25 protein-coding genes are annotated in these 25,004 nt (G+C 62.0%); 14 read left to right on the top strand and 11 right to left on the bottom strand.

The window, feature by feature from the left end:
- Positions 1 to 3: 3 nt before the first annotated feature.
- The gene (locus tag HKK54_RS30650; protein WP_169388910.1) at positions 4 to 897 is read left to right on the top strand and encodes a LysR substrate-binding domain-containing protein; all 894 of its coding nucleotides are present in this window, start codon (positions 4 to 6) and stop codon (positions 895 to 897) included.
- A 9-nt stretch (positions 898 to 906) separates the two neighbouring features.
- Here the strand turns inward: HKK54_RS30650 and HKK54_RS30645 are convergent, their stop codons facing one another.
- The 6 genes from HKK54_RS30645 to HKK54_RS30620 form a co-directional block, all read right to left on the bottom strand.
- Entirely contained in the window at positions 907 to 1,377 is a 471-nt protein-coding gene (locus HKK54_RS30645) for an Lrp/AsnC family transcriptional regulator (protein WP_010172103.1), read from the bottom strand.
- 26 nt (positions 1,378 to 1,403) lie between these two features.
- The gene (locus tag HKK54_RS30640) at positions 1,404 to 2,711 is read right to left on the bottom strand and encodes an NAD(P)/FAD-dependent oxidoreductase (protein WP_169388909.1); all 1,308 of its coding nucleotides are present in this window, start codon (positions 2,709 to 2,711) and stop codon (positions 1,404 to 1,406) included.
- Positions 2,712 to 2,792: 81 nt separating this feature from the next.
- Positions 2,793 to 3,632, bottom strand: a complete 840-nt coding sequence (locus HKK54_RS30635) for a transporter substrate-binding domain-containing protein (RefSeq protein ID WP_169388908.1) — start codon at positions 3,630 to 3,632, stop codon at positions 2,793 to 2,795.
- 65 nt (positions 3,633 to 3,697) lie between these two features.
- Positions 3,698 to 4,462 carry an amino acid ABC transporter ATP-binding protein gene (locus tag HKK54_RS30630; RefSeq protein ID WP_010172096.1) on the bottom strand — a complete coding sequence of 255 codons (765 nt, stop codon included), beginning with the start codon at positions 4,460 to 4,462 and terminating at the stop codon, positions 3,698 to 3,700.
- Between the two features lie 15 nt (positions 4,463 to 4,477).
- Positions 4,478 to 5,443 (bottom strand): amino acid ABC transporter permease, encoded by a 966-nt coding sequence (locus HKK54_RS30625; protein WP_010172094.1) that lies wholly within the window; start codon positions 5,441 to 5,443, stop codon positions 4,478 to 4,480.
- Positions 5,444 to 5,698: 255 nt separating this feature from the next.
- Positions 5,699 to 6,319 carry a hypothetical protein gene (locus HKK54_RS30620; RefSeq protein ID WP_169388907.1) on the bottom strand — a complete coding sequence of 207 codons (621 nt, stop codon included), beginning with the start codon at positions 6,317 to 6,319 and terminating at the stop codon, positions 5,699 to 5,701.
- Between the two features lie 456 nt (positions 6,320 to 6,775).
- Between HKK54_RS30620 and HKK54_RS30615 the strand changes: the two genes are divergently transcribed.
- Positions 6,776 to 7,432, top strand: a complete 657-nt coding sequence (locus HKK54_RS30615) for a peroxiredoxin-like family protein (RefSeq protein WP_169388906.1) — start codon at positions 6,776 to 6,778, stop codon at positions 7,430 to 7,432.
- Here HKK54_RS30615 and HKK54_RS30610 read toward each other — a convergent pair.
- From HKK54_RS30610 to HKK54_RS30595, 4 genes are all read right to left on the bottom strand, one after another.
- On the bottom strand, positions 7,429 to 8,316 hold the full coding sequence (locus HKK54_RS30610) for a LysR family transcriptional regulator (RefSeq protein WP_169388905.1): 888 nt from the start codon (positions 8,314 to 8,316) through the stop codon (positions 7,429 to 7,431). The genes HKK54_RS30615 and HKK54_RS30610 overlap by 4 nt on opposite strands.
- Before the next feature lie 66 nt (positions 8,317 to 8,382).
- Positions 8,383 to 9,633, bottom strand: coding sequence for a flavin-containing monooxygenase (locus HKK54_RS30605; RefSeq protein ID WP_169388904.1), 1,251 nt, complete (start codon positions 9,631 to 9,633; stop codon positions 8,383 to 8,385).
- Positions 9,634 to 9,741: 108 nt separating this feature from the next.
- Positions 9,742 to 10,185 carry a type II 3-dehydroquinate dehydratase gene (locus tag HKK54_RS30600; RefSeq protein WP_169388903.1) on the bottom strand — a complete coding sequence of 148 codons (444 nt, stop codon included), beginning with the start codon at positions 10,183 to 10,185 and terminating at the stop codon, positions 9,742 to 9,744.
- Positions 10,186 to 10,201: 16 nt separating this feature from the next.
- Positions 10,202 to 10,636 carry a RidA family protein gene (locus HKK54_RS30595; RefSeq protein ID WP_010172082.1) on the bottom strand — a complete coding sequence of 145 codons (435 nt, stop codon included), beginning with the start codon at positions 10,634 to 10,636 and terminating at the stop codon, positions 10,202 to 10,204.
- A 217-nt stretch (positions 10,637 to 10,853) separates the two neighbouring features.
- Between HKK54_RS30595 and HKK54_RS30590 the strand changes: the two genes are divergently transcribed.
- The 12 genes from HKK54_RS30590 to HKK54_RS30535 all read left to right on the top strand — a co-directional run bounded on the left by HKK54_RS30590 (position 10,854) and on the right by HKK54_RS30535 (position 23,670).
- Positions 10,854 to 11,828 (top strand): LysR family transcriptional regulator, encoded by a 975-nt coding sequence (locus HKK54_RS30590; protein ID WP_010172080.1) that lies wholly within the window; start codon positions 10,854 to 10,856, stop codon positions 11,826 to 11,828.
- Between the two features lie 380 nt (positions 11,829 to 12,208).
- Positions 12,209 to 13,726 (top strand): amino acid ABC transporter permease/ATP-binding protein, encoded by a 1,518-nt coding sequence (locus tag HKK54_RS30585; RefSeq protein ID WP_169388902.1) that lies wholly within the window; start codon positions 12,209 to 12,211, stop codon positions 13,724 to 13,726.
- A 36-nt stretch (positions 13,727 to 13,762) separates the two neighbouring features.
- A complete protein-coding gene (locus tag HKK54_RS30580) occupies positions 13,763 to 14,635 on the top strand; it encodes a phytanoyl-CoA dioxygenase family protein (protein WP_169388901.1) in 873 nt (290 codons plus the stop codon).
- A gap of 28 nt (positions 14,636 to 14,663) precedes the next feature.
- Positions 14,664 to 15,497, top strand: a complete 834-nt coding sequence (locus HKK54_RS30575; RefSeq protein WP_169388900.1) for an ABC transporter substrate-binding protein — start codon at positions 14,664 to 14,666, stop codon at positions 15,495 to 15,497.
- A 117-nt stretch (positions 15,498 to 15,614) separates the two neighbouring features.
- Positions 15,615 to 16,346 carry a class II aldolase and adducin N-terminal domain-containing protein gene (locus tag HKK54_RS30570; protein ID WP_169388899.1) on the top strand — a complete coding sequence of 244 codons (732 nt, stop codon included), beginning with the start codon at positions 15,615 to 15,617 and terminating at the stop codon, positions 16,344 to 16,346.
- Between the two features lie 27 nt (positions 16,347 to 16,373).
- The gene (locus tag HKK54_RS30565; protein ID WP_169388898.1) at positions 16,374 to 17,051 is read left to right on the top strand and encodes a DUF1028 domain-containing protein; all 678 of its coding nucleotides are present in this window, start codon (positions 16,374 to 16,376) and stop codon (positions 17,049 to 17,051) included.
- Positions 17,048 to 18,199 carry an acetylornithine deacetylase gene (gene argE, locus HKK54_RS30560; protein ID WP_169388897.1) on the top strand — a complete coding sequence of 384 codons (1,152 nt, stop codon included), beginning with the start codon at positions 17,048 to 17,050 and terminating at the stop codon, positions 18,197 to 18,199. The genes HKK54_RS30565 and argE overlap by 4 nt, the downstream gene beginning before the upstream one ends.
- A gap of 278 nt (positions 18,200 to 18,477) precedes the next feature.
- Entirely contained in the window at positions 18,478 to 20,535 is a 2,058-nt protein-coding gene (locus HKK54_RS30555) for a methyl-accepting chemotaxis protein (RefSeq protein ID WP_169388896.1), read from the top strand.
- Positions 20,536 to 20,601: 66 nt separating this feature from the next.
- Positions 20,602 to 20,970: an SMI1/KNR4 family protein gene (locus HKK54_RS30550; protein WP_010172065.1), complete on the top strand. Its 369-nt coding sequence runs from the start codon at positions 20,602 to 20,604 to the stop codon at positions 20,968 to 20,970.
- Between the two features lie 87 nt (positions 20,971 to 21,057).
- Positions 21,058 to 21,963, top strand: a complete 906-nt coding sequence (gene gcvA / locus HKK54_RS30545; RefSeq protein ID WP_010172063.1) for a transcriptional regulator GcvA — start codon at positions 21,058 to 21,060, stop codon at positions 21,961 to 21,963.
- 75 nt (positions 21,964 to 22,038) lie between these two features.
- Positions 22,039 to 22,866: a DMT family transporter gene (locus tag HKK54_RS30540; protein WP_010172061.1), complete on the top strand. Its 828-nt coding sequence runs from the start codon at positions 22,039 to 22,041 to the stop codon at positions 22,864 to 22,866.
- Positions 22,867 to 22,908: 42 nt separating this feature from the next.
- The gene (locus tag HKK54_RS30535) at positions 22,909 to 23,670 is read left to right on the top strand and encodes an SDR family oxidoreductase (RefSeq protein WP_169388895.1); all 762 of its coding nucleotides are present in this window, start codon (positions 22,909 to 22,911) and stop codon (positions 23,668 to 23,670) included.
- Here HKK54_RS30535 and HKK54_RS30530 read toward each other — a convergent pair whose 3' ends face one another.
- Positions 23,671 to 24,912 carry a hypothetical protein gene (locus tag HKK54_RS30530; protein WP_010172057.1) on the bottom strand — a complete coding sequence of 414 codons (1,242 nt, stop codon included), beginning with the start codon at positions 24,910 to 24,912 and terminating at the stop codon, positions 23,671 to 23,673.
- Positions 24,913 to 25,004: the final 92 nt, after the last annotated feature.

The following is a 25,004-nucleotide window of genomic DNA, read 5'->3' as shown; positions in this document are numbered from 1 at the left end:
CAAATGGACATAGGCGGGCGGTCAGGGGAGATGGCGGTATTTGCCATGGTGGCGGAGCAGGGCAGCCTGTCGGGCGCGGCGCGTGCCTTGAGCCTCACGCCGTCGTCGGTCAGCCGGATCATCGCGCGCATCGAGCGGCGAATCGGTACCCGGCTGCTGCTGCGCACCACCCGGGCGATCACGCTCACCGCCGAGGGCGAGGCCTACCTGCGCGGTGCTCGGCGCATCCTGGCAGACATGGCGGAAATCGAAGACGCAATCACCGACCAGGGCGTGCCCCGGGGGCGCTTGAGAGTCAGCGCGGCGCTGGCCCACGGGCGGCTGTCGATCGTGCCGCTGATTGCTGCATTCAGCGCGCGCTACCCGGCCATTGTGGTGGATCTGCTGCTGGGGGATGAAGTCGTGGACATCCTGGGTGGGCAAGCGGACGTGGCGATTCGCTTTGGCCTGTTGGCCGACAGCCCGTTGACCGCGCGCCTGATCGGGTCCACCGGGCAGCTCATCGTGGCCTCGCCGGACTATCTGCTGCGCAACGGCACACCGCTGGTGCCCCAAGACTTACTCGACCACAACTGCCTGCGTTTCAACTTTCGCCGGGCAGCGCCTGATTGGCCGTTTCGCCAGGACGGGCGCGATTTTTCGCTGAAAGTCGCCGGCACGATCGAGGGCAACAGTGGGGAAGCGTTGTCCCAGTTGGCGAGGCTGGGCGCAGGCATCGCGCGCATTGGCGCGTTCAGCGTGGCCGACGATGTGAAAAGCGGCCATCTGGTGCCGCTGCTTGAAGCCTATAACCCGGGAGACCGCGAGCCGATTCACGCGGTGTTCGTCGGCGGCGCGGCGATGCCGGCGCGGGTGCGGGCGTTTGTCGATTTTTTGGTGGCGCATCATCAGGCGTGACCGGGCACTTCACACCGTCAGTTTTCGACTGAACTTGGTCTCCATCACGATGTGGGAGGCCGTGTGCGCGACCCCCTTGATCATGTTGATGCGGGTGAGCTCGGCGTTGAGTTCACTCAAGGTCGTAGTGGCCAGGTGAATGATGAAGTCGGACTCACCCGAGACCGCATACACGGCCTGCACCGCTTCCATCTTGCGCAGCGAGGTCATGACATCGGTGTAGCTCTTGTTGGTGCAGGAGGTCATGGTGAAGCAATTGATCGTCTGCTGAAGCCGGTCCTGGTCGATGCGCACGCTGTAGCCGGTGATCACCCCGGCCTTTTCCAGGCGGGTGATCCGCTCCTGCACTGAAGAGCGCGACACCCCAAGCTTGCGGGCCAATGACGCGGTAGGTTCGCGTGCGTTGGCCTGCAGCAGGCCAAGCAACTGCCGGTCCTTGTCGGTGAGGTTAAACAGTGGACCGGGATTCTGCGTTTCCATGGACACGTCCTTGACCTCGCTCGGGTTCAGTTCTTGTGAGTTGCCCTGTGTCGCGAACGCCTTTCCTGAAACATGTCCATCATCTTCAGGCCCGCGTACACCGTTTGTGCGGCCGCCGGACCGAGGGGGCCGCCGTTCCATTCCAGGCCGTAGGCATCAAACAGACGGTAGCGATCGGTTTCGCCGCAAATCGCCTCGGCGATGACGCGTGCGCCGATCGGCGCGGTGTTCATACCATGGCCACCAAATGATGTACATGTCCACAAGCCTTTCCCGAGCGGGCCAATGTGCGGCATTTTATGCCGCGCATAGCCCATCAGCCCGGACCAGGCTTTTTCGATCTGGAGGCCGCGCAACTGGGGGTAAACGTCGAGGATGTCTTGCGTCAGCAACTGCCCCAGGCGTTTTTCATCTTGCAGGTTGCGGGTGGTGATGCGACCGCCCCACAGCAGGCGGTCACCCTCGACGATTCGGTAATAGTCCGAGGCCCGACGGTTATCGCCCACTGCATCGCTGGTACAGACGGCCTCCGCCAGGCGATCGCCCAGATGCTCGGTCAGCACCGCGTAGGTAGCGATGGGCAGGAAGGCGCGGCGCAGTTTGCCGAACTCCGGCCCGCCGTAGCCGCCGCAGCAGTACACCACTTGGGCACAATCGACGCTGCCCTGATCGGTGACGACCCGGTGTCGTCCGTTGCGGCTTTCGACGCGGGTCATGGGCGAGCGTTCATGGATTTTTCCGCCGCTGGCTTCGATAAGCCGGGCCAGGCCGAGGCAGTAATTCAAAGGGTGGAAGTGAAAGCCATGGTTGTCTCGCAGTGCCTGGAAATACCGCTCGGTCTTGAGCTTTTCGCGCACCGCCTGGCGGTCCAGATAGTCGAGGTGAAAGTCGAAATCGACGGCCATTTTGTCGCGCATGCGCTGCAGATTCTCGCCATCCTCGTAGCGAACCACGCTCAGTTTTCCGGGCGTGGGTGTACAGCCCGGGAATTGATGAGCGGCGAGCATGCCCCGAACAATATCGACCCCTTCAAGCGACAGTTTGAACAGCGCGGCGGCTGTCGGTTTGCCGCAGCGCCGTTCGATGGACGACAACCCTTCAGACCAGCCTTGAAGCACAAAACCGCCATTGCGCCCCGACGCTCCCCAGGCCACACGGCCCGCGTCGAGCAGCACCACGGACTGCCCGCGCGAAACCAGCTCCCACGCGGTACTCAACCCCGCCAGCCCGGCGCCGATGACGCACACATCGGCCTGGACATTGCCTGACAGCGCCGCACGCTCAGTCGTCTCGTGCATCGTGGCGGTGTAGTAATTGTTGTTGTAGGTGTACATGAAGTCCGTCGTCCTTTTTTCGCGGCGCAGGCGTACAGCGCGCCGCGTCGAGGACGGGCGCCTGTATGGCCTGTGGGATTTTTATTGCACTTGGGTGAGGTCGGCGCCGTACCATTTTTCAGACAGCTGCTTGAGCGTGCCGTCGGCTTTCATGTCGGCGACGATCTTGGTCAGCGCGCTGTTGAAGGCTTCGTCACCCTTGTCCACGGCGATGGCCAGGGGCTCGTAGTAGGCCGGCTTGCCTTCGACCCTGACGATTGGATAGCCATTCTTGATGGCCGCGACGATGGTTGGAAGCGCGGACAGGGTAGCGTCCAAGCGGACCCCGTTACCCATGCGCAGGTCATCCAGCGGGCCCATGCTGTCGCCGTACGTGCGAACCTCGCCGGGTGTGACGTCATAGGTAAACGGCGGCACATCGGCGGCGTCGATCTTGAGGCGACGATTGATGTAGTCCTCCGAAGTCGTACCGGCCTCGACGCCGATAATCTTGCCGTTCAGGTCCGCCAATTTGGCTGCGGCAGCGTCCTTGTGCACCGCAAATACATACGGCGTGTAGTAGTAGATCGCGGGAAAGTCGAGCACCCGGGTGCGCTCGGTGGTGGGGGTCATGGAGCCCACCGACAAGTCCCAGCGGTTCGACCAGCGGCCAGCGGTGATGATCCCGTACTCGGGCGTCACGAAGTCGACTTTACTGCCCAGGCGTTTGCCGATTTCGCTGGCGACGTCGATATCAAACCCTTGCAGTTTATTGTCCGGCCCCAGGAACGATTGCGGTGGCCAGTTGGCGGAGGTGGCCACTTTGATCACCTTGGTTTCATGGATACGGTCAAGGGTCGAGCCCGCCCAGGCGGTGCCTGTGAGGCCGGCGAGGGCGGTGGCGACAGTGGCTGCGGCGACGAAGCGGGTGAGCGAGATCATGGGTAAGCCTCCAGATATCGTGAGTACGGATTTTTGTTGTTTTGGTCGATGTCCGACGATGCTTCTCAGTGGCTGAGAATCTGCGACAGGAATTCCCGGGCACGCTCGTGCTGCGGGTTGTCAAAAAACTCGGTGGGCTTGGCTTGCTCGATGATGCAGCCCTGGTCCATGAAGATGATTCGGTCGGCAACCCGTCGCGCGAACCCCATCTCGTGGGTGACGCAGACCATGGTGATGCCGTCCTGGGCCAGTTCGCCCATCACGTCCAGCACTTCCTTGACCATCTCCGGGTCAAGGGCGGAAGTGGGTTCATCGAACAGCATGATGCGCGGGCGCATGCACAGGGCGCGGGCAATGGCCACGCGCTGCTGCTGGCCGCCCGAGAGCTGGCCGGGGTATTTGTCGGCCTGGTTCCCGATGCGCACCCGGTCAAGGTATTCATAGGCCAGTTCCCGCGCCTGCTGCTCGCTGAGTTTGCTCACCAGGCGCGGCCCTACCATGAGGTTTTCCAGCACCGTCATGTGCGGGAACAGGTTGAATTGCTGGAACACCATGCCCACCTGGCGCCGTATGCCCGCCACGCAGGCGGCATCACGGGTCAACTCGGTGCCTTCGATAAATACGTGGCCTTTCTGGAAGTCTTCCAGCAGGTTCAGGCAGCGAATCAAGGTGGACTTGCCGGAACCCGACGGCCCGCACACCACCACGATTTCACCGCTGGCAATGTGCAGGTCGATGCCCTTGAGCACATAAAAATCGCCATACCATTTGTGCATGTCTTGAATCGAGATGGCGGGATACGGAGCAGGGGCTACTGAAGGCTGATTCATCGTCATGCTCCTGGTTCAGCGATGGGCGCGGTTGAAGTGTTTTTCCAGGCGGGCCTGAACGGTTTCCAGCACGATCGACAGCAGCCAATACAGCACGGCGGCAGTGATGAGCATCTCCAGGTGGCGGAACTCGGCGCGTCCCTGGGTTCGCGCGAGGAACATCAGCTCCCAGACCCCGATCACCGACACCAGCGAACTGTCCTTGAGCATCGAGATGAACTGGTTGCCTGTTGGCGGAATGATCAGCCGCATGGACTGCGGAAGAATCACCCGGGTCATGGTCTGGAAAGGATTCAGGCCAATCGCCCGCGAGGCTTCCCACTGGCCCCGCGAGATACTGCTGATACCGGCACGGAAGATCTCCGTCATGTAGGCGCCATAACACAGCGAGAGCGCCAGGATGCCTGCCGGCACCGCCCCGACGACATAACCGAGCTGAGGAATGCCCAGGTAAATCAGATAGATCTGGATGAGCAGCGGAACGCCGCGGAAAAACGAGGTGTAGAAGCTGGCAATCGCAATTGCGAAGCCGTTGGAAGACAAGCGTGCGGTGGCGCCCAACAAGGCCAGGACGAACGCAATCGCAATCGAAATCGCCGACACATAGACGGTGGTGAACACCCCTTGGGTGATCATGAAACCGATTTTGGTTGCGATAAAACTATAGGAAAGGTTGAAGGTGTCGAAGAACAACAGGAACAGTACCAACAACTCGCACCACACCGTGATGATCTGCGCGCGCAAGGGAAAGCGGCCGAGGATGAACAGGTTCAGCACCACCGTCAGGGTGAACGTGCCGCCCACCGCAATGTCACGCGCCAGCGGTGCCTTGAGGTCGAGAACGATGGGCCCCATCAAGTGGGCAAGGCGGCCTTCGCCCACGCCGCACGCCAGCGTGATGATGAAAATCACCACGGCGACTGCGCCCATGAATACGGCGCTGTCCGTCATGCGGGTCTTGACGATATGGTCTTTGTACATGGCTTACGCGCCCCGGGGTGAGCCCCTTTATTGTTGTCGGTCCATTATGGGTTGGCGAAATGCCGGGCGGCACCCTGCGGATTGTTGGGATTGGCGGTTTTTTTTGGCGTATGTGGGGAGGGGAGCCATACATCTGATGGCTGGAGTCATCAGGTTTTGCCGGCATTCATTTCGCGCCAGACTCATGCGCATTCATCGCGGGGAGAAAATAGGGGTGCAGACCACCTTCAGGTGATGGTGGTCTGCCCCCCATTCTCACTTGATGAGGTCAGGCCGAGTGGACTTGAGCATCGCTGCGCTGACCGTGCCTTGAACCGAGCAGGTGACCATACCTTTGCTGGTCTTGGTCACGTCTTGCGGCGCAGGTTCTACCATCAATATCCGTTCTGCCGTATCGGTGACCAGCTTGCCTGCATTGTCATCGCCGTTTTCCGGTACCCAGGCTGACTGCTTGTGCGACCAGATTTGCGCGCGGGCGTAAATCCCGTTGGCGCTCTCCAGGTTGTTGCCGGGTACTTTATTCAACTGGGCGTAAAGCTCATCGGGTGCCTGCTGGGTGTAGAAGCCCCAGCCAATGATGCGAGAGCCCATCAGGTCCTGGTCTTCCACAAAAAAGCCGGTCAGCGCGACACCACTCAGGGTGACCGGCGTGTCGAATACCCACCGCTGCCCCATGTCTGTTTTGGTTCCGCCACTGAACGTCATCTTGCCGTTGGCCAGCGCACTGGGAATGCGTTCCTTGAGACCCGGCTGATTGACCACGGCCAGAGAGTTTTCGTCACAGGCGAGAAACGTTTGCAGTGGGGGCGTGGCGGCGAAGCTGCTGGCACAAGTCACCAGCGCGGCGAAAGGGAAGAGCAGTTGATGCCATTTCATTGAGTGACTCCTGGGGTAGAAATGAAGACTTTCTATGCGACACCTCAGGAACACGCGAGTCCTGGTGAGTGGGTGGGACTGCGTGTAGCCGAGGATGGCGGGAGTGTTTGTTCTCTGTTAAACGGCCAGCAATTGCAGGCATCGGCCGTTGAGAGTTCCCGTCATCGCCAGTGTGTCGGCAAGGGAGGTGAAGACATGAGTCAGGGGTGTTCAAACCGACTGCCCCAGTAGATTCGTAAAATTGGGTCGCGAGGCGACCCCGGAAAATGGGACTGCTGCGCAGTCCAGCGCGAGCAAGCTCGCTCACCACAATAAGCGCGCTACCCACAGGGATCGCATTCCGCCGAAGAATAGCTCCTATGCTTTCAGCCTCTCTACTACCGCACCCTGCAAACAGCAATGCTGGTCTGGCGATCAAATCCGGGCGGTCAACCGCCCCAATGCCAGGAACCGAACATGACTCTTCAAGCAAAACTCGATGCCTTCAACGCGGACTTCGTCGCCGGCAAACCACCCTACAATGCGCCGCCCCAGGTGCACGTGGTGATGAAGCGCGCCACCGACGAACTGATCGCCACCGGCCAGGCCGAACGCGCGCTGAAGGTCGGCGACAAGGCCCCAGCCTTCAAGCTCAACGACCCCGACGGCAATCCTGTTTCCTCGGTGGAGTTGTTGGCCAAGGGCCCGCTGGTGATTACCTTCTACCGTGGTGTGTGGTGCCCGTACTGCAACATGGAGCTGCAAGCGCTGGAGGAGGCCTTGCCGGTGTTCCGTGAGCTGGGTGCAAGCCTGGTGGCGATTTCCCCGCAGAACAACGTAAACAGCCGCAAGTCGGTGCGCGAGAACAAGCTGAGCTTCCCGATTCTGTCCGACACCCTGAGCGACGTGGCCGATGCCTTTGGCCTGCGCTTCAAGTTGCCCGACTATCTGGTGGACTTGTACAAGTCGTTCGGCAATGACCTGCCGGCCTTCAACAACAACCCGGATTGGGTGTTGCCCATGCCGGCGCGCTTCGTGATCGGCCAGGACGGCGTGATCACTTACGCTGAAGTCAACCCGGACTACACCCGTCGCCCGGACCCTTCCGAGTTGCTGCCCGCGTTGCAGGGTTAACGGTTTTCCATCAAGTGTTCGACAAAGTCGACAAACGCGCGGGCCTTGGCGCTTGCCATGCGCCCGGTGGGGAAGATCGCCCACAGGTCCAGCTCCGGCAGCGTCCAGTCTCCAAGCACCGCCACCACCTCGCCACTCGCCAGCTCAGGGGTGAACATCCATTCTGACGAGATGGTGAGGCTGTAGCCCGACAACACCGCCGTGCGCACACCCTCGGCCGCGCTCACCCGTATACGGCCGGCGAGGGTGGCGGGTTGCTCGGTGCCGTCTTTCTTGAAGACCCATGAGGTGCCACCGCCGCCCAGCGTATAGATCACGGCCTCGTGATCGGCCAGGTCGGCGGGGGATTCGGGCACGCCGCAGCGTTGGAAATACGCCGGCGTCGCCATCACCAACCGCCGGCACTGGGCGATTTTTCTTGCGGTCAGATTCGAATCGCTGAGGTTGCCCATGCGCAACGCCACGTCGATCCCTTCTTCAATCAGGTTCATCGAGCGGTCGTCCAGGCGCACGTCGACATCCAGCTGCGGGTGCTGCTCCAGGAACGCGCCAAGGTGGGGAAGAATGTGCAACCGGGCGAAGGTGGTCGCCGCTGAAATCCGCAAGGTGCCGGTCAACCCGGCCGCTGACCCGCGTGCGGCGAGTTCGGCTTCATCTGCGCCTTCGATGACCTTTTTGGCGTGCTCGAAAAACAGCGTGCCGGCCTCGGTCGGCGTCAACCCGCGCGTCGACCGGATCAGCAGGCGCACGCCCAGGTGGTCTTCAAGCTGTGCGATGGTTTTTGAAATGGCGGGTTGCCCGACGTCCAGGCGCCTGGCCGCCGCAGAAAACGAACCGGTCTCTACCACGTAGACATAGGTTTCCATCGCCGCCAGCCGATCCATCCTGTTGTTCCCCGCCATGCTTCGTTGCGGGCAGTCTGACGGGATTGCCTGGGCCGCGCCAGTGCCTCACGGCTTGCGATAGGCCTTGTAGTCGTTCTGCAAGACGATATGGTCGGCCACGTACTTCGCATCGTGCCAAACACCATAGATGAACGAAGACGCACGGTTCACCAGGTTGGGCAAACCCAGGAAGTAAATCCCGCTCTCCGCCGAGATCCCGCGCTTATGGAAAGGCTCGCCTTTCTCGTCAAACGCATTCACCTTCAGCCAGCTGAAGTCGAAACTGAAACCGGTGGCCCACAGGATCGTGGTCACGCCAGCCTCTGCCAGGTCCAGGCTAAGGATCGGGTTCACCAGGCATTGGGGGTCAGCCAGCAGTTCCCACGCTTCAGGCTCCGGCGCAAACTCCAGGCCGTTCTGCTCGATATAGGCGTCGGCATCGCGCAGCACATCAAAGTAGGCACGATCACCTTCCGCCACGTTGGCCGCCAGGCCCGGCTCAAACTCCATCACGCCTTCATTCCACGCCCGGGTTACGCCCACCAGCGTAATGCCCATGTGCGCCAGGCGGCGGAAGTCGACCGTCTTGCCGCCTTCGTAGCCACTGACGGCAAAGGCCACATGTTTTTTCTTCGGCTGGATTTTGACCTCGTCCCACAAGCCCAGCGCGCCCAGCCACCAGCAGTAATCCCGGCCACGGTAAGCGCGGGGAGGGCGGTAGTGTTCGCCCACCGAGAGGTACACCGTCTTGCCGGCCTTTTGCAGTTCTTCGGCAATCTGCGAGCCGGATGCTCCAGCGCCCACCACCAACACGGCACCTTCAGCCAGTTGGCCGGGATTCTTGTAGGCAGAGGAATGAAGCTGCTGCACCCTGGCGTGTTCCGGCACCAGTTTCGGGATGGACGGCCGTTGGAAGGGGCCCGTTGCGGCAACCACGTTGGTGGCCTCGATCACACCGGCCGAGGTGGTCACCTTGAACCCGGGCCGCCCCACATGCCGTTCCACTTGCTGCACTTCAACCCCGGTGCGCACCGGCGCCTTCAGCATCTGCACGTACTCTTCAAAGTACGCCGCCATGCGCTCTTTCGGCGGGAAGCTCTCCGGGGAAATACCCTCGAATTTCAGGCCGGGGAACCGGTCGTGCCAGGCCGGGCCGTTGGCGACCAGCGAGTCCCAGCGCTCGGACCGCCAGCGCTCGGCGATGCGGTTGCGCTCCAGCACGATGTGCGGCACGCCCATCAGTGAGAGGTGCTCACTCATGGCGACCCCCGCCTGGCCCGCGCCCACCACCAGGGTGTTGATTGTTTCAACTGACATGTGAGCTTCCTAAAGTGAGCAACCATCGACGGGTGCCAGTGTGATCAAGCGCCAGCCAGCCGCAAATGATGCTTTTCGAACGTAGAGGTTAGGCAAAACCAAAGCGCTTCAATCGGTCTCCAGAAGCTCGGCCACCGCTGTCAGGGCCAGGCGATAGCCGAGCGCGCCGAGGCCTGCGATCACGCCGGTGGCGGCTTTGGACACGTAAGAGTGATGACGGAAAGCCTCGCGCTTCCAGATGTTGCTCATGTGGGCTTCGATGATCGGGCCGTCAAACGCCAGCAGCGCATCCAGGATCGGCACCGAGCTGTAGGTCAGGCCGGCGGCGTTGATGATGATCGCGCGGGCGTTGAGGCGAGCCTCCTGAATCCAGTCCACCAGCACGCCCTCATGGTTGCTCTGGCGAAACGCCAGGGTCAGGCCCAGCTCCGTGGCGTGGCGCTGGCAGCGTGCTTCGATGCTGGCGAAGCTTTCGCTGCCGTAGGTGCCGTTTTTGTCCAGCCCGTACAGGTTAGCGTTGGGGCCGTTGAGGAAATACACAGTGCGGGGCATGGGACACTCCAGGTCGTCAGGTTGGCTGGCCCGGGTTCCAGTCATCCGGCACCACGGCGATCACGTCGATTTCCATCAACCATTCCGGCTGGCCCAACCCTGAAATCACCAGGCCGGTGGAGATCGGGAACACGCCCTTGAGCCATTTGCCGACCTCCCGGTACACCGGCTCGCGGTAGCGCGGGTCGATCAGGTAGGTGGTGGTCTTCACGATGTGCGACAGGTCGGAACCGGCTTCTTCCAGCAGTTGCTTGACGTTTTTCATCGCCTGTTCGGCTTGCGCCCGTGGGTCGCCGAGGCCGACCAGGTTGCCCTCGAAATCGGTGCCTATCTGGCCACGCACATAAATGGTGTTGCCGGCGCGCACGGCCTGGCACAGGTCGTTGTCCAGCGCCTGGTTGGGGTAGGTCTGCTGGGTGTTGAACATGCGAATACGGGTATGGGTGGGCATTGCTGGCAACTCGTTGGGTACGGAATAAATCCAGCTTCACATTGGCCCCGCTCGCGCGAAACCAGCATTTGCGCGAGGTAGTGCTTAGGCAAAACCGAAGCGCTGTGCCTGAGCTTCGGCGTAGGGCGAAAACCGCACCCGGCATGAACCGTGCACAGCTGTGGTTCAAGCCGTCGGCGCCAGCCGGGTGTCGGCCTGTTGATGGAGTGGAGGCGTGATGCTCAGTCGTATTACCCAGCGCCAACTGGAATATTTCGTGGCTTCCGGTGAGGCAGGCAGCATCAGTGCCGCGTCTGAACGCATTCATGTGTCGTCGCCGTCGATCTCGGCGGCGATCACTCATATGGAGGCCGAGCTGGGCATCCAGCTGTTTGTTCGGCACCACGCCCAGGGCATTTCCCTCACGGCTGTGGGGCGCCAGGTGATGCAAGAGGCCAAGCTGATCCTGGAGCAGATGACCAACCTCTACACCATCGCCTCCGAGTCGCTGAACACGGTGCGCGGCCCACTGCGGGTGGGGTGCCTGGAATGGCTGGCGCCGATGATCACCCCCGAGCTGGTGTTCGGTTTTGGCCGGGCGTTTCCGGGCGTGCGCCTCACACAGGTCGAGGGCAACCACGAGGAAATGCTGGAAAAACTGCGCAGCGCCGAGATCGATATCGCCCTGACCTACGACCTGGTGACCAGTGAGGACATCGACTTCCAGCCGCTGGCGCAACTGCCGCCGTATGTGATGGTGGGTGAGTACCATCCGCTGGCCAGCCTGTCGGCGGTGAGCATGCTCGACCTTGAGGATTACCCCGTGGTGCTGCTGGACACGCCCTGGAGCCGGGAATATTTCCTCAGCTTCTTTATGCAGGCGGGCACCACCCCGAACATCATCATGCGCTCCAGCAACCTTGAAACCGTGCGTTCCATGGTCGCCAATGGCATCGGCTATTCCTTCGCGAACGCCCGGCCCAAAGCCAACCTTTCCCAGGACGGCAAGCGCTTGATCCGCCTGCGGTTGTCCGGCCCGCACCGGCCGATGCAGCTGGGGTACGCCACGGCGAGCAATACCCAACTGTCCCGGGTGGTGTCGGCGTTTGCCGAGCGTTGCCGCATGTTCGTTTCAGACCAGTACATCCCGGGCATGGCAGCCCCCAGCTTTTTCGATGCCCATGCGGTGCGCAGCCTTAACACGGTGAGCTGAACGGCCTGCTTTCTTGCTTTTCTGTGGGAGCTGGCTTGCCTGCGATGCGGGCACCTCGGTCTTGCAGGTACACCGCGGCGATGCCATCGCAGGCAAGCCAGCTCCCACAAGGAATTGTGTTTGCAGCGCACCAAAAGGTGGCGCCGGCATGCAGCGCAGGCGCGGTCCCGCACCAATACGAGACAGGCTGTTTCAGCAGCCCCGTCGTCACCCAGGGAACGGTGACGCTGCGTAGGTTCTCCCTACCCAATAGGCCGGCTTTTACGAATTGACCCAAAGTGCCTCCTCCCACGACTCTCAATCCATCGGTGCAGATCAGGGTTCGACCTTCACGTTGAGCATTCGGTGGGCATTTTCATTTTTTGTCGAGCGCAGTGACGATGACTTTCAACTGGAATTACATGTTTGGTTTGCTGGCCGATGCCGAGTTCTGGCGGGCGACATGGACGGTCATCCAACTCAGTTCGTTGACCTGGGTGTTGAGCATCGCGCTGGGCTTCCTGCTGGCCCTGGCCAAGCAATCCAGACATGCGCTGATCAGCCTGCCGGCGCGGGGCTACATCTGGTTGTTCCGCAGCCTGCCGCTGCTGGTGCTGCTGATCTTCATCTACAACCTGCCGCAAGCGATTCCCGCCACTTCGGTGATCCTGGCGGACCCGTTCTGGGCCGGCCTGCTGGCCCTGGTGATCTGCGAAACCGCCTATGTGGCGGAGATTCACCGGGGCGGCCTGCTGTCGATTCCCAAAGGGCAGGGCGAGGCTGCGCGGGCACTGGGGCTGAAGTTTTTCGGGATCCAGTGGCGGGTGGTGATTCCGCAGGCATTGCGGGTGGCGCTGCCGTCGCTGGCCAACGAATACATCTCCATCGTCAAGCTCACGTCATTGGTGTCGGTGATCTCGCTGACCGAGATTCTGATGGTCGGCCAGCGCCTGTATTCGCAGAACTTCCTGGTGATCGAGACGATGGCGGCGGTGGCGTTTTTCTACGTATTCATCGTCACGGTGTTCGACTTCCTGCTCAAGCGCCTGGAGCGTTTTCTCGACGTCAACCAGCGCAACGTTTCCCGGGTGCCCGATGCAGAAGTGCTGGCACTGGCGACCCAACAGCGTGTCGCCCTGCAGCGCCCGGTCAGCACCGAAGGCCCGGCACTCCAGGCTTTCCGGCTGCACAAGGCCTACAACGATGTGGAGGTGTTGGGCTCGGTCAACCTGCAGATTCAGCCCGGTGAAGTGGTGTCGGTGATCGGGCCTTCGGGCTCCGGCAAAACCACCCTGATTCGCCTGCTCAATGGCCTTGAGCAACTGGATAACGGCGAGATCAGAATCAACGGCCAGCCGTTCATTCACCTGGACAAGGTCGGCGCGCAAAAGCCGCAGTACGTGGAGCACGCCGAGCATCGCCTGAACATCGGCATGGTGTTCCAGAGCTTCAACCTGTTCCCGCATTTGAGCGTGCTCGACAACCTGCTGATGGCGCCGAAGTACCACCGCCTAGGGCGCGTCGAAGAGCTGAAGCAACAGGCCTACGCGCTGCTGCACAAGGTCGGCATGCTCGACCACGCCTGGAAATATCCGCACCAGTTGTCCGGTGGCCAACAGCAGCGCGTGGCCATTGCCCGCGCCCTGATGATGCGCCCGCAAATCATGCTGTTTGACGAGCCCACCTCGGCCCTCGACCCGGAAAAAGTCAACGAAGTCCTGCAAGTCATCGAAGCCCTGGCCCAGGAGGGCATCACCATGGTGATCGTCACCCATGAGATGAATTTCGCGTTCAAGGTCTCCGACCGGATCGTGTTCATGGAGAAGGGCCGGGTGGTCTGCGATGACACGCCGCACGCGTTGCGCAGCGGCGAGAACCCACGTGTGGAGGCGTTCCTCAAGGACGTCTCGCTGGCGTGACCCCCCTTAACGTTCGAGCGACAAGAGAGCAGCACCATGATCGAGCAAGCGCAAATTGAACAGTTCCACCGGGACGGCTTTCTGGTGGTGCAAGACGTGTTGTCGGCTGAAGAAGTCGCTGCATTGCAACACGACTTCGACCAGTGGGTAGAAGACAGCCGCAGCCACGACCAAGGCTGGGGGGAAACGGTGGATGGCCGTGCGCGGTTCGACCTGGAAGGCGACCATCGCCCGGACCATCCCTCGCTGCGGCGGGTGAGCTCGCCCACCGAGATTTCGCCGGCGTACCAGCGCGTGGCATTGCAATCGCGGATGGCAGCGATTTCCGCGCAATTGATCGGGGGCGGCGGCACGCGTTTTCATCACAGCAAGATCAACTCGAAACTGCCCCACACCGCCACCCAGGTGAAGTGGCACCAGGACTTCCTGTTCACGCCTCACAGCAACGACGACATCGTCACGGCCTTGCTGATGGTCAGCGAAGTCACGCCACAAAATGGCCCGTTGAATGTGATCCCCGGCAGCCACAAAGGCCCGCTGTGGTCCCACTGGCACAACCAGCGTTTCACCGGTTCGGTGGACGACACCGTAGTCGACGACCTGTGCCAGAGCCCGGTGGCCTGTTACGGACCGGCCGGTTCCGTGTGCTTCATGCACACCCGTCTTTTGCATGCTTCAAGCCCTAACGAGACCGAACTGCCGCGCACCCTGTTCATCAGCGTCTACGCCGCTGAGGACGCGCTGCCATTCGGCGAAAACCCGCTGCCCAGCGCGCACGCCGGCCTGATGGTGGCCGGTGCAGAAAGTGGCCTGGTGCGTTCCACGGAAAACCACCTGCGCTTGCCGCAGAAGCCCCGTGGCGCCTCTTTCTTTGTGCAACAGGCTGGCCAGGATTCAGTCACTGCCTAACCTCCTTCTCACCTTGCAGGGTATTACCATGACAGCGTTTCAGATGATTGCTCGCCCAATTGCCGTGTGCCTGCTGGGCGCTGCGGTTGCAATGACGTCGTTGGCGGCGTCGGCTTTCCAGAAAGACGGGAAAATTGTCGCCGGTTCCGACGTGACCTTCTTTCCCTATGAATACATGGACAACAACAAGCCCGCAGGCTTTGACATTGAGTTCATGGACGGCCTGGCCAAGACCATGGGCCGCACCGTCGAGACCCTCGACACGCGCTTCCCCAACCTGATTACGGGCTTGCAGGCAGGGCGGTTCGACGTGACCAACTCGTCCATGTACATCACCGCCGAGCGGGTGAAAGTCATCGACATGATTCCCTACCTCAAGAGCGGTGAATCGATCCTGACCCTCAAGGGCAGCGACTTCCAGCCCAAGACCCCGGAAGAATTCTGCGGCCACAAGATCGGCTCCATGGGCGCCACGTCCTGGCTGGCGCAGATGCACAAACTGTCGGATGAGTACTGTGTGAAGAAAGGCCTGAAGCCGATCGCGATCAGTGAGTACAGCACCGACCCGCAAACCACCCAGGCCTTGCTGGCCCATGCGGTTGAAGCACAGATCACCGACGCCGCCGTGGCCCGTGGCGCGGTGGAAAAACTCGGTGGCCGCGTGGTGATTTCTTCCGACACCTTGATCTACCCGGTGCTGAACGGCTTCGGCGTGAAGAAGGGCAATGACGAGGTCAAGAACGCGTTGATCGAAGGCATCAAGAAGTTCAGTGCCACCCCTGAATACGCTGCCTTGCTCAAGAAATACAACTTCCAGGCACCTACCGAGGCCGACATCGCCGAGCTGATGCCGAAGTCCTGATCACAAGCGTGCTCACTTAACGGTACGCACGGAACCTGTGGCGACCGAGCTTGTTGTGGCGAGGGAGCTCGCCACAATAAACCCCTCGCCATCCAATTGCCCTGCGGAGAAAGCTACATGGCGTTATCACACGAAGAGCAAACCCGCATCGACCTGGCGGCAACCTTTCGCATCGTTGCGCACCTGGGCATGCATGAAGCGGTAGCCAACCATTTCAGCGCGGCGGTATCCGCCGACGGCAAGCAGTTTTTGCTCAACCCGAAGTGGAAGCATTTCTCGCGTATCCGCGCCAGTGACTTGTTGCTGCTGAACGCCGACGACGCCTCGGGCGCCGACCATCCCGACGTGGACGCCACCGCCTGGTCGATCCACGGGCAGATTCACCGGTTGTTGCCACACACCCGCGCCGTGCTTCACTTGCACCCGGTGTACACCACGGCGGTTGCCTGCCTGGCCGAGCCGCATATCCCTGCGATTGACCAGAACACCGCTCGCTATTTCAATCGCGTGGCGGTGGACGAGCTGTACGGCGGCATGGCCGACACCGAGGCCGAAGGCGAGCGCCTCGCCGGGTTGCTGGGCGGCAAGAGTCGCTTGTTGATGGGCAACCATGGGGTAATGGTCACGGCCACGTCCATCGGTGAGGCCTTCGACGATATCTGGACTCTGGAGCGCGCTTGCCAGATCCTCGTCACGGCATGGTCCACTGGCCAACCACTGCGGGTACTGTCTGACGAAGTGGCCGAAAAAACGGCGCGCGGCTGGGAAGGCATCACGGATTTCTCGCAACGGCATTTTGAAGAAATGAAGCAGCTGATGATCGACGCCGACCCGTCGCTGCTCGACTGATTTGATCCTTTAGAGACAGGAATTCCCATGACCTTTTCGGTTGTCGCCCGCTGTGCCGAAACCGGGCAGCTGGGTATCGCTATCAGCTCGTCGAGTATTGCCGTGGGTGCCCGTTGCCCGTGGCTACGCCCGGGTGTGGGCGCGGTGGCGTCGCAGAACATCACGTTGCCGGCACTCGGCCCGCACACCCTGGACCTGTTGGCCGAGGGCATGGCACCGAATGACGCGCTGGCGGCCGTGCTCACCCCGCAAAGCCACAGCGAATATCGCCAGGTGACGGCCATTGATAGCACGGGCAGAACCGCGCACTTCAGCGGCGCGCAGACCCTGGGCATTCACCACGCGGTCAGCGGTGAACAATGCGTGGCGGCCGGGAACATGCTGGCCAATACCGGGGTGATCGAAGCCATGGTGCGCGCCTTCGAAGACACTCCAGGGCACCTCGCCGACCGACTGCTCGCTGCGATGCAGGCGGGTGTGACGGGAGGAGGGGAGGCGGGGCCGGTGCACTCTGCCGCGCTGGTGGTGGTCGGTGATCACCTGTGGCCCATCGTCAACCTGCGGGTGGATTGGGCCGACGCAGACCCGATCGGCGAACTCGAGCAACTCTGGCAGGCCTATCGCGGGCAAATGCAGGACTACATCGACCGCGCCATCAACCCCCAGTTTGCCCCGGGTTACGCGGTGCCGGGAGATGACCGATGAACCAGAGCCGCGACCTGCTGGCGCAACTGGTCAGCTTCGACACCACCAGCCGTGAATCGAACCTGGCGCTGATCGACTTCGTACGCAATTACTTGCAGCACCATGGTGTGAACTGCGAGCTGTTGTTCAACGAGCAAAAAAGCAAAGCCAACCTGCTGGCGACCATCGGCCCGGCGGAGGTGCCGGGCATCGTGCTGTCCGGCCACACCGACGTGGTGCCCGTGGATGGTCAGCGCTGGGGCGTTGCACCGTTCGAGCTGACCGAAAAGGACGGCAAGTTGTACGGTCGTGGCACTGCCGACATGAAAGGCTATATCGCCTGTGTGCTGGCCAGCGTCCCGGCGTTGGTGCAGGCACCGCTGCGCATGCCGGTGCATATCGCGCTGTCTTACGATGAAGAGGTGGGCTGCCTGGGTGTGCGCTCGCTGATCGAAGCGTTCCACGCCAAACCGGTCAAGCCGTTGCTGTGCGTGATCGGCGAACCCACCGAACTCAAGCCGGTGCTGGGCCACAAGGGCAAGCTGGCGATGCGTTGCGAAGTGCATGGCGCGGCGTGCCATTCGGCGTATGCACCGTCGGGGGTGAACGCCATCGAATACGCCGCGCGGTTGATCGTCGAGCTGGGCCGGCTGGGTGAAGAACTCAAGGCGCCGCATCACCATAATGTGAGTTTTGATCCACCTTTCTCCACCGTGCAAACCGGCATGATCGCCGGCGGCAAGGCACTCAATATTGTCCCGCAAAACTGCAGCTTCGACTTTGAAGTGCGCTCGCTGCCGGCGCAGGATCCCTGGCACGTCGCGGACCAATTGCGCGGCTACGCCGAGCACAGGTTATTACCGGCGATGCAGGCAGTCAGTGAGCAGTGCGCGATCCACTTCAGCGAGCTGTCGAGCTACCCGGGGTTGTCGACGTCGGTGGAGAGCCAGGCGGCTGAATGGGTTGCCGACTTCTGCGGCTCGAAGGCGTTCGGCACCGTGGCGTTCGGCAGCGAAGGCGGGCTGTTTGACCAGGCGGGCATTCCCACCGTGGTGTGCGGGCCTGGCAGCATGGACCAGGGGCACAAGCCCGATGAATTCATCAGCGTCGCGCAACTTGAGGCCTGTGACCGGATGCTGGAGCGGGTGTTGGCGTTTGTCAGCCAGTAATCTGACTCCCCCACCTATTCAGCAACACTAACCCTGTGGCGAGGGAGCTTGCTCCCTCGCCACAGAGGGTTACCGTTCTGCCACCGGCGCTGAGTGCTTTTGCCCCATTTTCGCGCACGCCCCGCAGATTGTTCAACGACGCCCCGCCTAATCTGCGGCCTTCCTGCGGCGGTCCGTTTCTTGCTTGAGCCAGCTTAATCAATGACATGGCATTTTGCCGTCAGTCATTTCAAAGCTTGATTCGCTGCTGAGGCGAGTGGTTCTAGGAGTAGTCGGACATGCAAAGTGTTTTGTCGCCAGGTATCCGCCTGCTCGGACGTTTCGGATTCGCGCGCAAGTTCCAGATCCTGTTTTTCCTGTTCATGCTGCCCCTGGCCGGCAGCTTGTGGATGATCGCCCAGGAGTACCGCACCCAACTGACGGTGATTTCCAATGAGCAATCGGGCGTGCGCGAACTGCTGGCCCTGGATACCCTGGACGCCCAGCTGACCGCCCAGCGCAACCTGGCGGCGCGCTGGAAAGCCGCCGACATCCTCCACGACCAGACACCCGCCGCCAAAGCCGCAATGACCGCGGTCGACACCAACTTCCCGCTGATCCAGCAGAGCGTGCAGGCCCTGGGCGAGGCCCTGAAAGCCCAGAGCGCCAGCGCCGACACCCTCGCGCGCTTCGACGCGTTGCAGGCCTCGGTCACGGGCATGGACTCCCAGGCCCTGCGTACCGTCGGCTGGTGGCCGGATGGCTACGACCGCTTCACGTCGGCGCTGAGCGCCATGCAAGCCTTGCGCGAGCAGATCACCATGGACGCGGGCCTGATCCTCGATCCGTGGCTTGAAACCTACTTGCTGATGCAGATCTCCACCCAGCAGACGCCCGACCTGATCGAGCGCATCGGGCGGATGGCCAGCGTCGGCCAGTCGTCCATCGCCTCGGGGCAGTTCACCCTGCAAAGCCGTTTGCAGATGCGCGACCTGCGCGGGCGCATCGGTGATGCCCGGGACCAGTTGGTCAAGGCCGCCGCCTCCCTCAAGGCCAAGCAATACCCGGGGCTGCAACCCTGGATCGCGCAATACGACGACAGCTTGCAACAGCTGGACAACGAGCTCAAAGCCCTGGATGAAGGCGTGTTTGGCGGCACCATCAAGCTCGACACCACCGCCTTCGAACGCAGTGTGGATGGCATGCTCGGCACCCTGGGCGCGCTGCGCAAGCAGTCGTTGACCTCGCTGGATGCGCGCCTGGGTTACTACCGCGACCGCTCCCTCAAACAGTTCATCCCGGTGGCGGTGACGTTCAGCGTGCTGGCGTTGGCGGCGTTGTACCTGTTCGTGTGCTTGCAGGCCTCGATCCGCCGCAGCGCCAGTGGCATCACCACCCTGGCCGAGTCCCTGCGCGACGGCAATCTGTGCGTCGAGGTAGCGGTGGAAGGCCGCGACGAACTGGCCGCGATCAGTACCGCGCTCAACGTGGCGGTGGTGCAGTTGCGCACCAGCTTGCTGGGGGTGAACCACGAGACGCAGCAGCTCGGCTCGGCGGTGCTGACCCTCAACTCGCAATCGGGCAGCACACTGACCGAAGTGGAAGACCAGCAACAGCAAATCAGCCAGATCGCGGCGGCCGCCACGCAGTTGGCGGCCACCTCCATGGGCGTCGCCAAAAGCTGCGAGCAGGCGTCCGGCAGCGCGCAGAAAACCCGACAGATCGCCGAGGACAGCAGCCGCGACAGCCAGCGCACCACCGCCAGCATTCAACAGCTCAACCAGCGGTTGACCGACACCTCCGACGCACTGGAGCGCGTCAGCCAGCAGGGGCAGCAGATTCAGTCGGTGGTCGACACCATTCGCGGCATCGCCGAGCAGACCAACCTGCTGGCGCTGAACGCTGCCATTGAAGCGGCGCGGGCCGGCGAACAGGGTCGGGGTTTTGCAGTGGTGGCGGATGAAGTGCGCAGCCTGTCACAGCGCACCCAGGCGTCCACGGCGCAGATCGCCGGGACGGTAGACAGCTTGCGCTCGACGGTGAGCCAGGCGGTCACGCTGATGGGCGCGGCCTGTGAACAAGCGGTGACCGATGCCGAGTCGGTCACCGGCCTTGGCCATCGGCTGGGCGAGATTGCCAGCGCCGTGCAGAGCGTCACCGACACCCTGGCGCAGATCGCCACGGCGGTGGAGGAGCAGGCAGCGACGGCGGACGAAGTCAGCGGCAATATCCAGCAGGTTGACCAGGCCGCCGGGCGCTTGCTCGACGGCGCGCGAGCGGTGAATCAGGCGGCGGACATGTTGAGCAAGGGCAGCCGGGCATTGAGCGACAACACGGCGCGGTTCCAGCTGCGTTGAGGGTGTGTTGCCAGGGCAACTGTGGTATTCAGCACGCTCCCATTCGTCGAGCCAGGGACTTTATCGATGATTTCCGACCCGTTCCGTATTCCAACCGATGCCGAAATCGAGAAGGCCGCCAGCAACCTGAACTTCCCGTTTCCGGCCGCCTACATCGAGTTTCTCAAGGGTGGCAGCAATGTTGCCAATGCGACGTTTGAACCGGCGGTGATCCTGCCGGGCACGAGCCATCTCGACTTGTTCGAAATCGCCCAGACCGCCTGGAACCAAATGGGCGTTCCAAAGGACTGGCTGCCGTTCATTGAAGACAATGGCGACTACTTCTGCGTGTCACACCTGGGGCAGGTTCGGTACTGGTCGCACAATGGCCCGACGAATGAGCGCTGGCCGAACTTTTCGGCGTGGTTTCAGCAGGTGTGCGTGGCGTGTGAATAAGCGGGCCGCTTTCGAGGCGCGGCCGGAATGCCTTATCATGAGTTTCCATTCATAAAGGGCGGGTGACTGCCCCCGAGAAGCGCTGCCATGAGAGACCTGCCACCCACCTCGACATTGCGCGCCTTTGAGGTTGCGACACGGCACGCCACCTTCACCTCGGCCTCGGAAGAGCTGCATGTCACCCAAAGTGCCGTCAGCCATCAACTCAAGCACCTCGAAGAACTCTGGGGGTTGCAGCTGTTCCAGCGGGGCAAGTCACTCAGCCTGACACCTGCCGGGGCGGCCCTTGCGCCGATCGTTCGTGAGTTCTTCATGAACCTCGAGGCCACACTGGCGGACCTGCGCGAGCAAAAGGGCCGGGTGCGGCTCAAGGTCAGCACCACTTATTCCTTCGCGCTGAAATGGCTGCTGCCACGGTTGCCGAGCCTGGCCCAGCGGCATCCGGAAATCCTGGTCACGCTGGACTCCAGTGACAAAGCCATCAACTTCTCAAGTACAGAGGCAGACGTTGCGATCCGCTTCGGCAACGGCAACTACCCGGCCCTGTACTCGGAGTTCCTGTTCCGGGAGCAGATTTTTCCGGTGGCGAGCCCTGACCTGTTGAGCCGTTTTGGCAGGCCGCGCACGCCTGCCGAATTGCTGCGCTATCCCTTGCTGACGCGAGACGGCGCCGACCTGGTGCCCAAATGGGAAGTCTGGTTCCAGCACGTCGGGCTGGGCATTTCGCCGCTCAAGGAGAGCGTCCGGTTTGCTGATACCAACATGACGATCGAGGCCGCCTTGCTCGGCCAGGGCATTGCGTTGGCGCGCAGCGGGCATGTGGAATCCGAGCTGAGCGATGGGCGCTTGGTCAAGCTGTTCGATGTGCCGTTCCCGTCCCCGGTTGCCTATTATTTTGTGTGCCCCAAAGGCCTTGAATCCCGGCCGCATATCGTCAGTTTCCGTGAATGGCTGATGCAGGAGGCCACGAGCGCCGGGCTGGCTTACGAATGAAGCATGAGGATTTACTCATTCTTCAATGAGGAGACTTCGTTTCAGTTAACGCGCCCGGTTGCTTAGGATGGGTGCATGCCTTATCACATCATTCTCCTGGTTCTCTTCGCCGCCTTACTGCATGCCAGTTGGAACGCGTTGCTGCGTGGCGGCGCCGACCGGCTCTGGTCGATGACGGTCATGTGCCTGGCGGTGGCCATCGCCAGTGTCGCCGTCGCGGTGTTCCTGCAGCCACCGGCACCCGCCAGCTGGTTTTATGTGGTGCTGTCAGCGGTGCTGCACGTTGGCTACAACCTGTTCCTGGTGCGCAGCTACAAGGTGGGCGACCTGGGGCAGACCTACCCGATTTCCCGCGGCTCCTCGCCGGTGCTGATCACCCTTGGCGCGGCGGTGTTTGCCGGGGAGAGCGTGTCGGCCGGTGCGCTGCTGGGCATTGCCCTGGTGTCGGGCGGGATCATTTCCCTGGCGTTCAGGGGGCGCCGGCTGGCTGTCCCAAGCCTGCCATACGCCTTGGGCACCGGCTGTTTCATTGCCGCCTACAGCGTGACCGACGGCATCGGTGCGCGCCTGTCCGGCGCCCCGATGGCCTATACGGTGTGGATGTGCGCCTTGTGGGGCGTGCTGATGCCGGCGGTGTATATCGGCCTGCGCGGGCCGAAGAGTCTGTTCAGCCTGCGGCCTGGCTTCTTCACCGCGTTTGCCGGCGGGCTGGTGTCGCTCCTGGCCTACGGGATCATCATCTACGCCATGGCCGGTGCACCCATGGGCGCAGTGTCGGCACTGCGCGAGACCAGCGTGTTGTTCGCGGCGCTGATTGGCTATTTCTTCCTGGGCGAGACATTGACGGTTCGAAAGGTGCTGGCGTGCGTGGTGATCGCCACCGGCACCCTCCTGATCGGCTGACACCCGGTAAAGCATTTCCCACCACCACATGAGGTTCGCTCAATGGATACCGTCCCGCAGGCACCGCTGATTCTGATCACGGGTGGAAGTCGTGGCGTTGGCGCCGCCACCGCGCGGCTGGCTGCCGCACAAGGTTATGACGTGGCGATCAGCTTCGTTTCCGATGAGCCCGCCGCCCTCGCGGTGGTGGCGGATGTCGAAGCGGTCGGGCGCCGTGGGTTGGCGGTGCGCGCCGACAGCGCTGACCCGGAGCAGGTCATTCAACTGTTTGCCGCGATCGACCGGGAATTTGGCCGCATCGATGTGCTGGTCAACAACGCCGGGATCAACGCCTTGCAGTCCCGGGTAGAGGACCTGGCGTTCGAACGGATGCAGCGGATTTTTGCGGTCAACGCGATCGGTCCGATGCTGTGTGCCCAGCAAGCGGTGAAGCGCATGTCGTTTCGTCACAACGGCCGGGGCGGGTCGGTGATCAATCTCTCGTCGGCCTCGGCCAGGCTCGGCAGCCCCAATGAATACGTCGACTACGCGGCGTCGAAGGGTGCGCTTGAGACCTTTACCATCGGGTTTGCCAAGGAAGTCGCCCGGGAGGGAATACGCGTCAACTGTATTCGTCCCGGGCATATCTACACCGATATTCACGCCAGCGGCGGGGAGCCGGGGCGGGTTGACCGCGTGAAGGATTCGATCCCCATGGGCCGGGGCGGTCAGCCCGAAGAAGTGGCGCGGGCGATCCTGTGGCTGGCCGGCGCCGAGGCGTCCTTCATCACGGGAACGTTCCTGGATGTCACCGGCGGCAAGTGATCAGCGCACCACCTCCAGGGCGGTGATTTCGTACACGTCATGATCGGCGCCGGACCCCGACTCCAGCGTGACGGCGAGGCCCAGGTCTTCGATAAAGGCCTGGGATGTGCGGTTTTCGCCCTGCACACACGCAAGCTTGATGGCGTCACCCGGCAGCGAGGCGAATACGTTGCGTGCGGGTATGCGCTCGCCCACTGTGCATTCCAGTTGGGTCCGGGAGGGCTCGTCGTCGGCCTTGGCCGGCACGTGTTTCATGAGCAGGCGTGCACTGAGCGTCTGGCCCGGGTTCCAGCTTTGTGGCGCCTTGAATTCAAGTTCGCTGGTTTGCAACACGCTGTCATCGCCGAGACCGACCATTTTTGCTTTCAGCTGGATAAGGTCGGCCTTGGTCAACCGTTCCACCTCGAAGCTGCCGTATTTTTCGGTTTTGTTCAGAAGGCCACCCTCGGCCTTGTACGTAACGGTGACCGGGTTGCGCTTGCGGGCTCCGACCGGTTGGGTCGTGTAGGTGTAGGTCAACGATTTGAACTTCGGCGCAAGCAGGGGCGAGTCGAGTTTCTTCACCAGTTCCTGGGGCACGGGGACATCGCCAATGGCTGTCTCCAGGCGCGTTTGCGGGTACTCGGCCGGCGGTATGTCCGGGCGCAATTGCACCAGCAGCGCGGCGTCGACGGCACCTTGCACCGAGCAGCTCAGGCGGGTTTGTGCGCCTTCCGGTTCCAGCAGCAGTACGCGCTCCACACGCGACTTGCCGGGAGCGACGCCGGGCATCGGCTCGATGCTCAGCCAGTTGTCGCGAAACCGCAGTTCGCTGCGCACGTAAGCGGTGTCGATTTTCTTCAGGAGGGCGGGTTTTTCCAGCAGCGGGCTGAGGCGTTTGGCAACGTCATCCGGGCTGCCATCCACCATGAAGCCCCAGTAGAAGTAGTAGCCGGCGTTGCCCAGGTTGGTGCTCTCGTCGAAATAGGACAGCAACTTCATTCCGGCGACGGGGGGCAGGTCGCGCAGGGCCACCGTGTTGCCGGAACGGCTGCTGCGGTTGGCCACCGGAATCCACGCGGCATCCTTATCTTGCTTCAGCGGTGCGTAGGCTTTCCAGGCATCGCTGTGGGCCTTGAGGCTGGAAAAGAAGCTGGCGTCACACCGGCTGAAGGCCTTGAGGGTGTCGTCCAGTGCGGCATCGCCTGCATGGGCAATGGACGGAAGCAGCAAGGCTGAGGCGAGAAGGGGCAGCAATTTCATCGAGCAAGATTTCCGTATCGTTGGCTGGGCGTGTGATCACGCGGGGGCCATTATCCAGAACTTGCACGCTTCCCTCTACTTATCCTTCATCG

Origin of the sequence: Pseudomonas sp. ADAK13 (assembly GCF_012935715.1) — a bacterium.
Lineage (GTDB): Bacteria > Pseudomonadota > Gammaproteobacteria > Pseudomonadales > Pseudomonadaceae > Aquipseudomonas.
The sequence above is the reverse complement of the archived record's forward strand: the minus strand, read 5'-3'. Positions and strand labels throughout refer to the sequence as shown.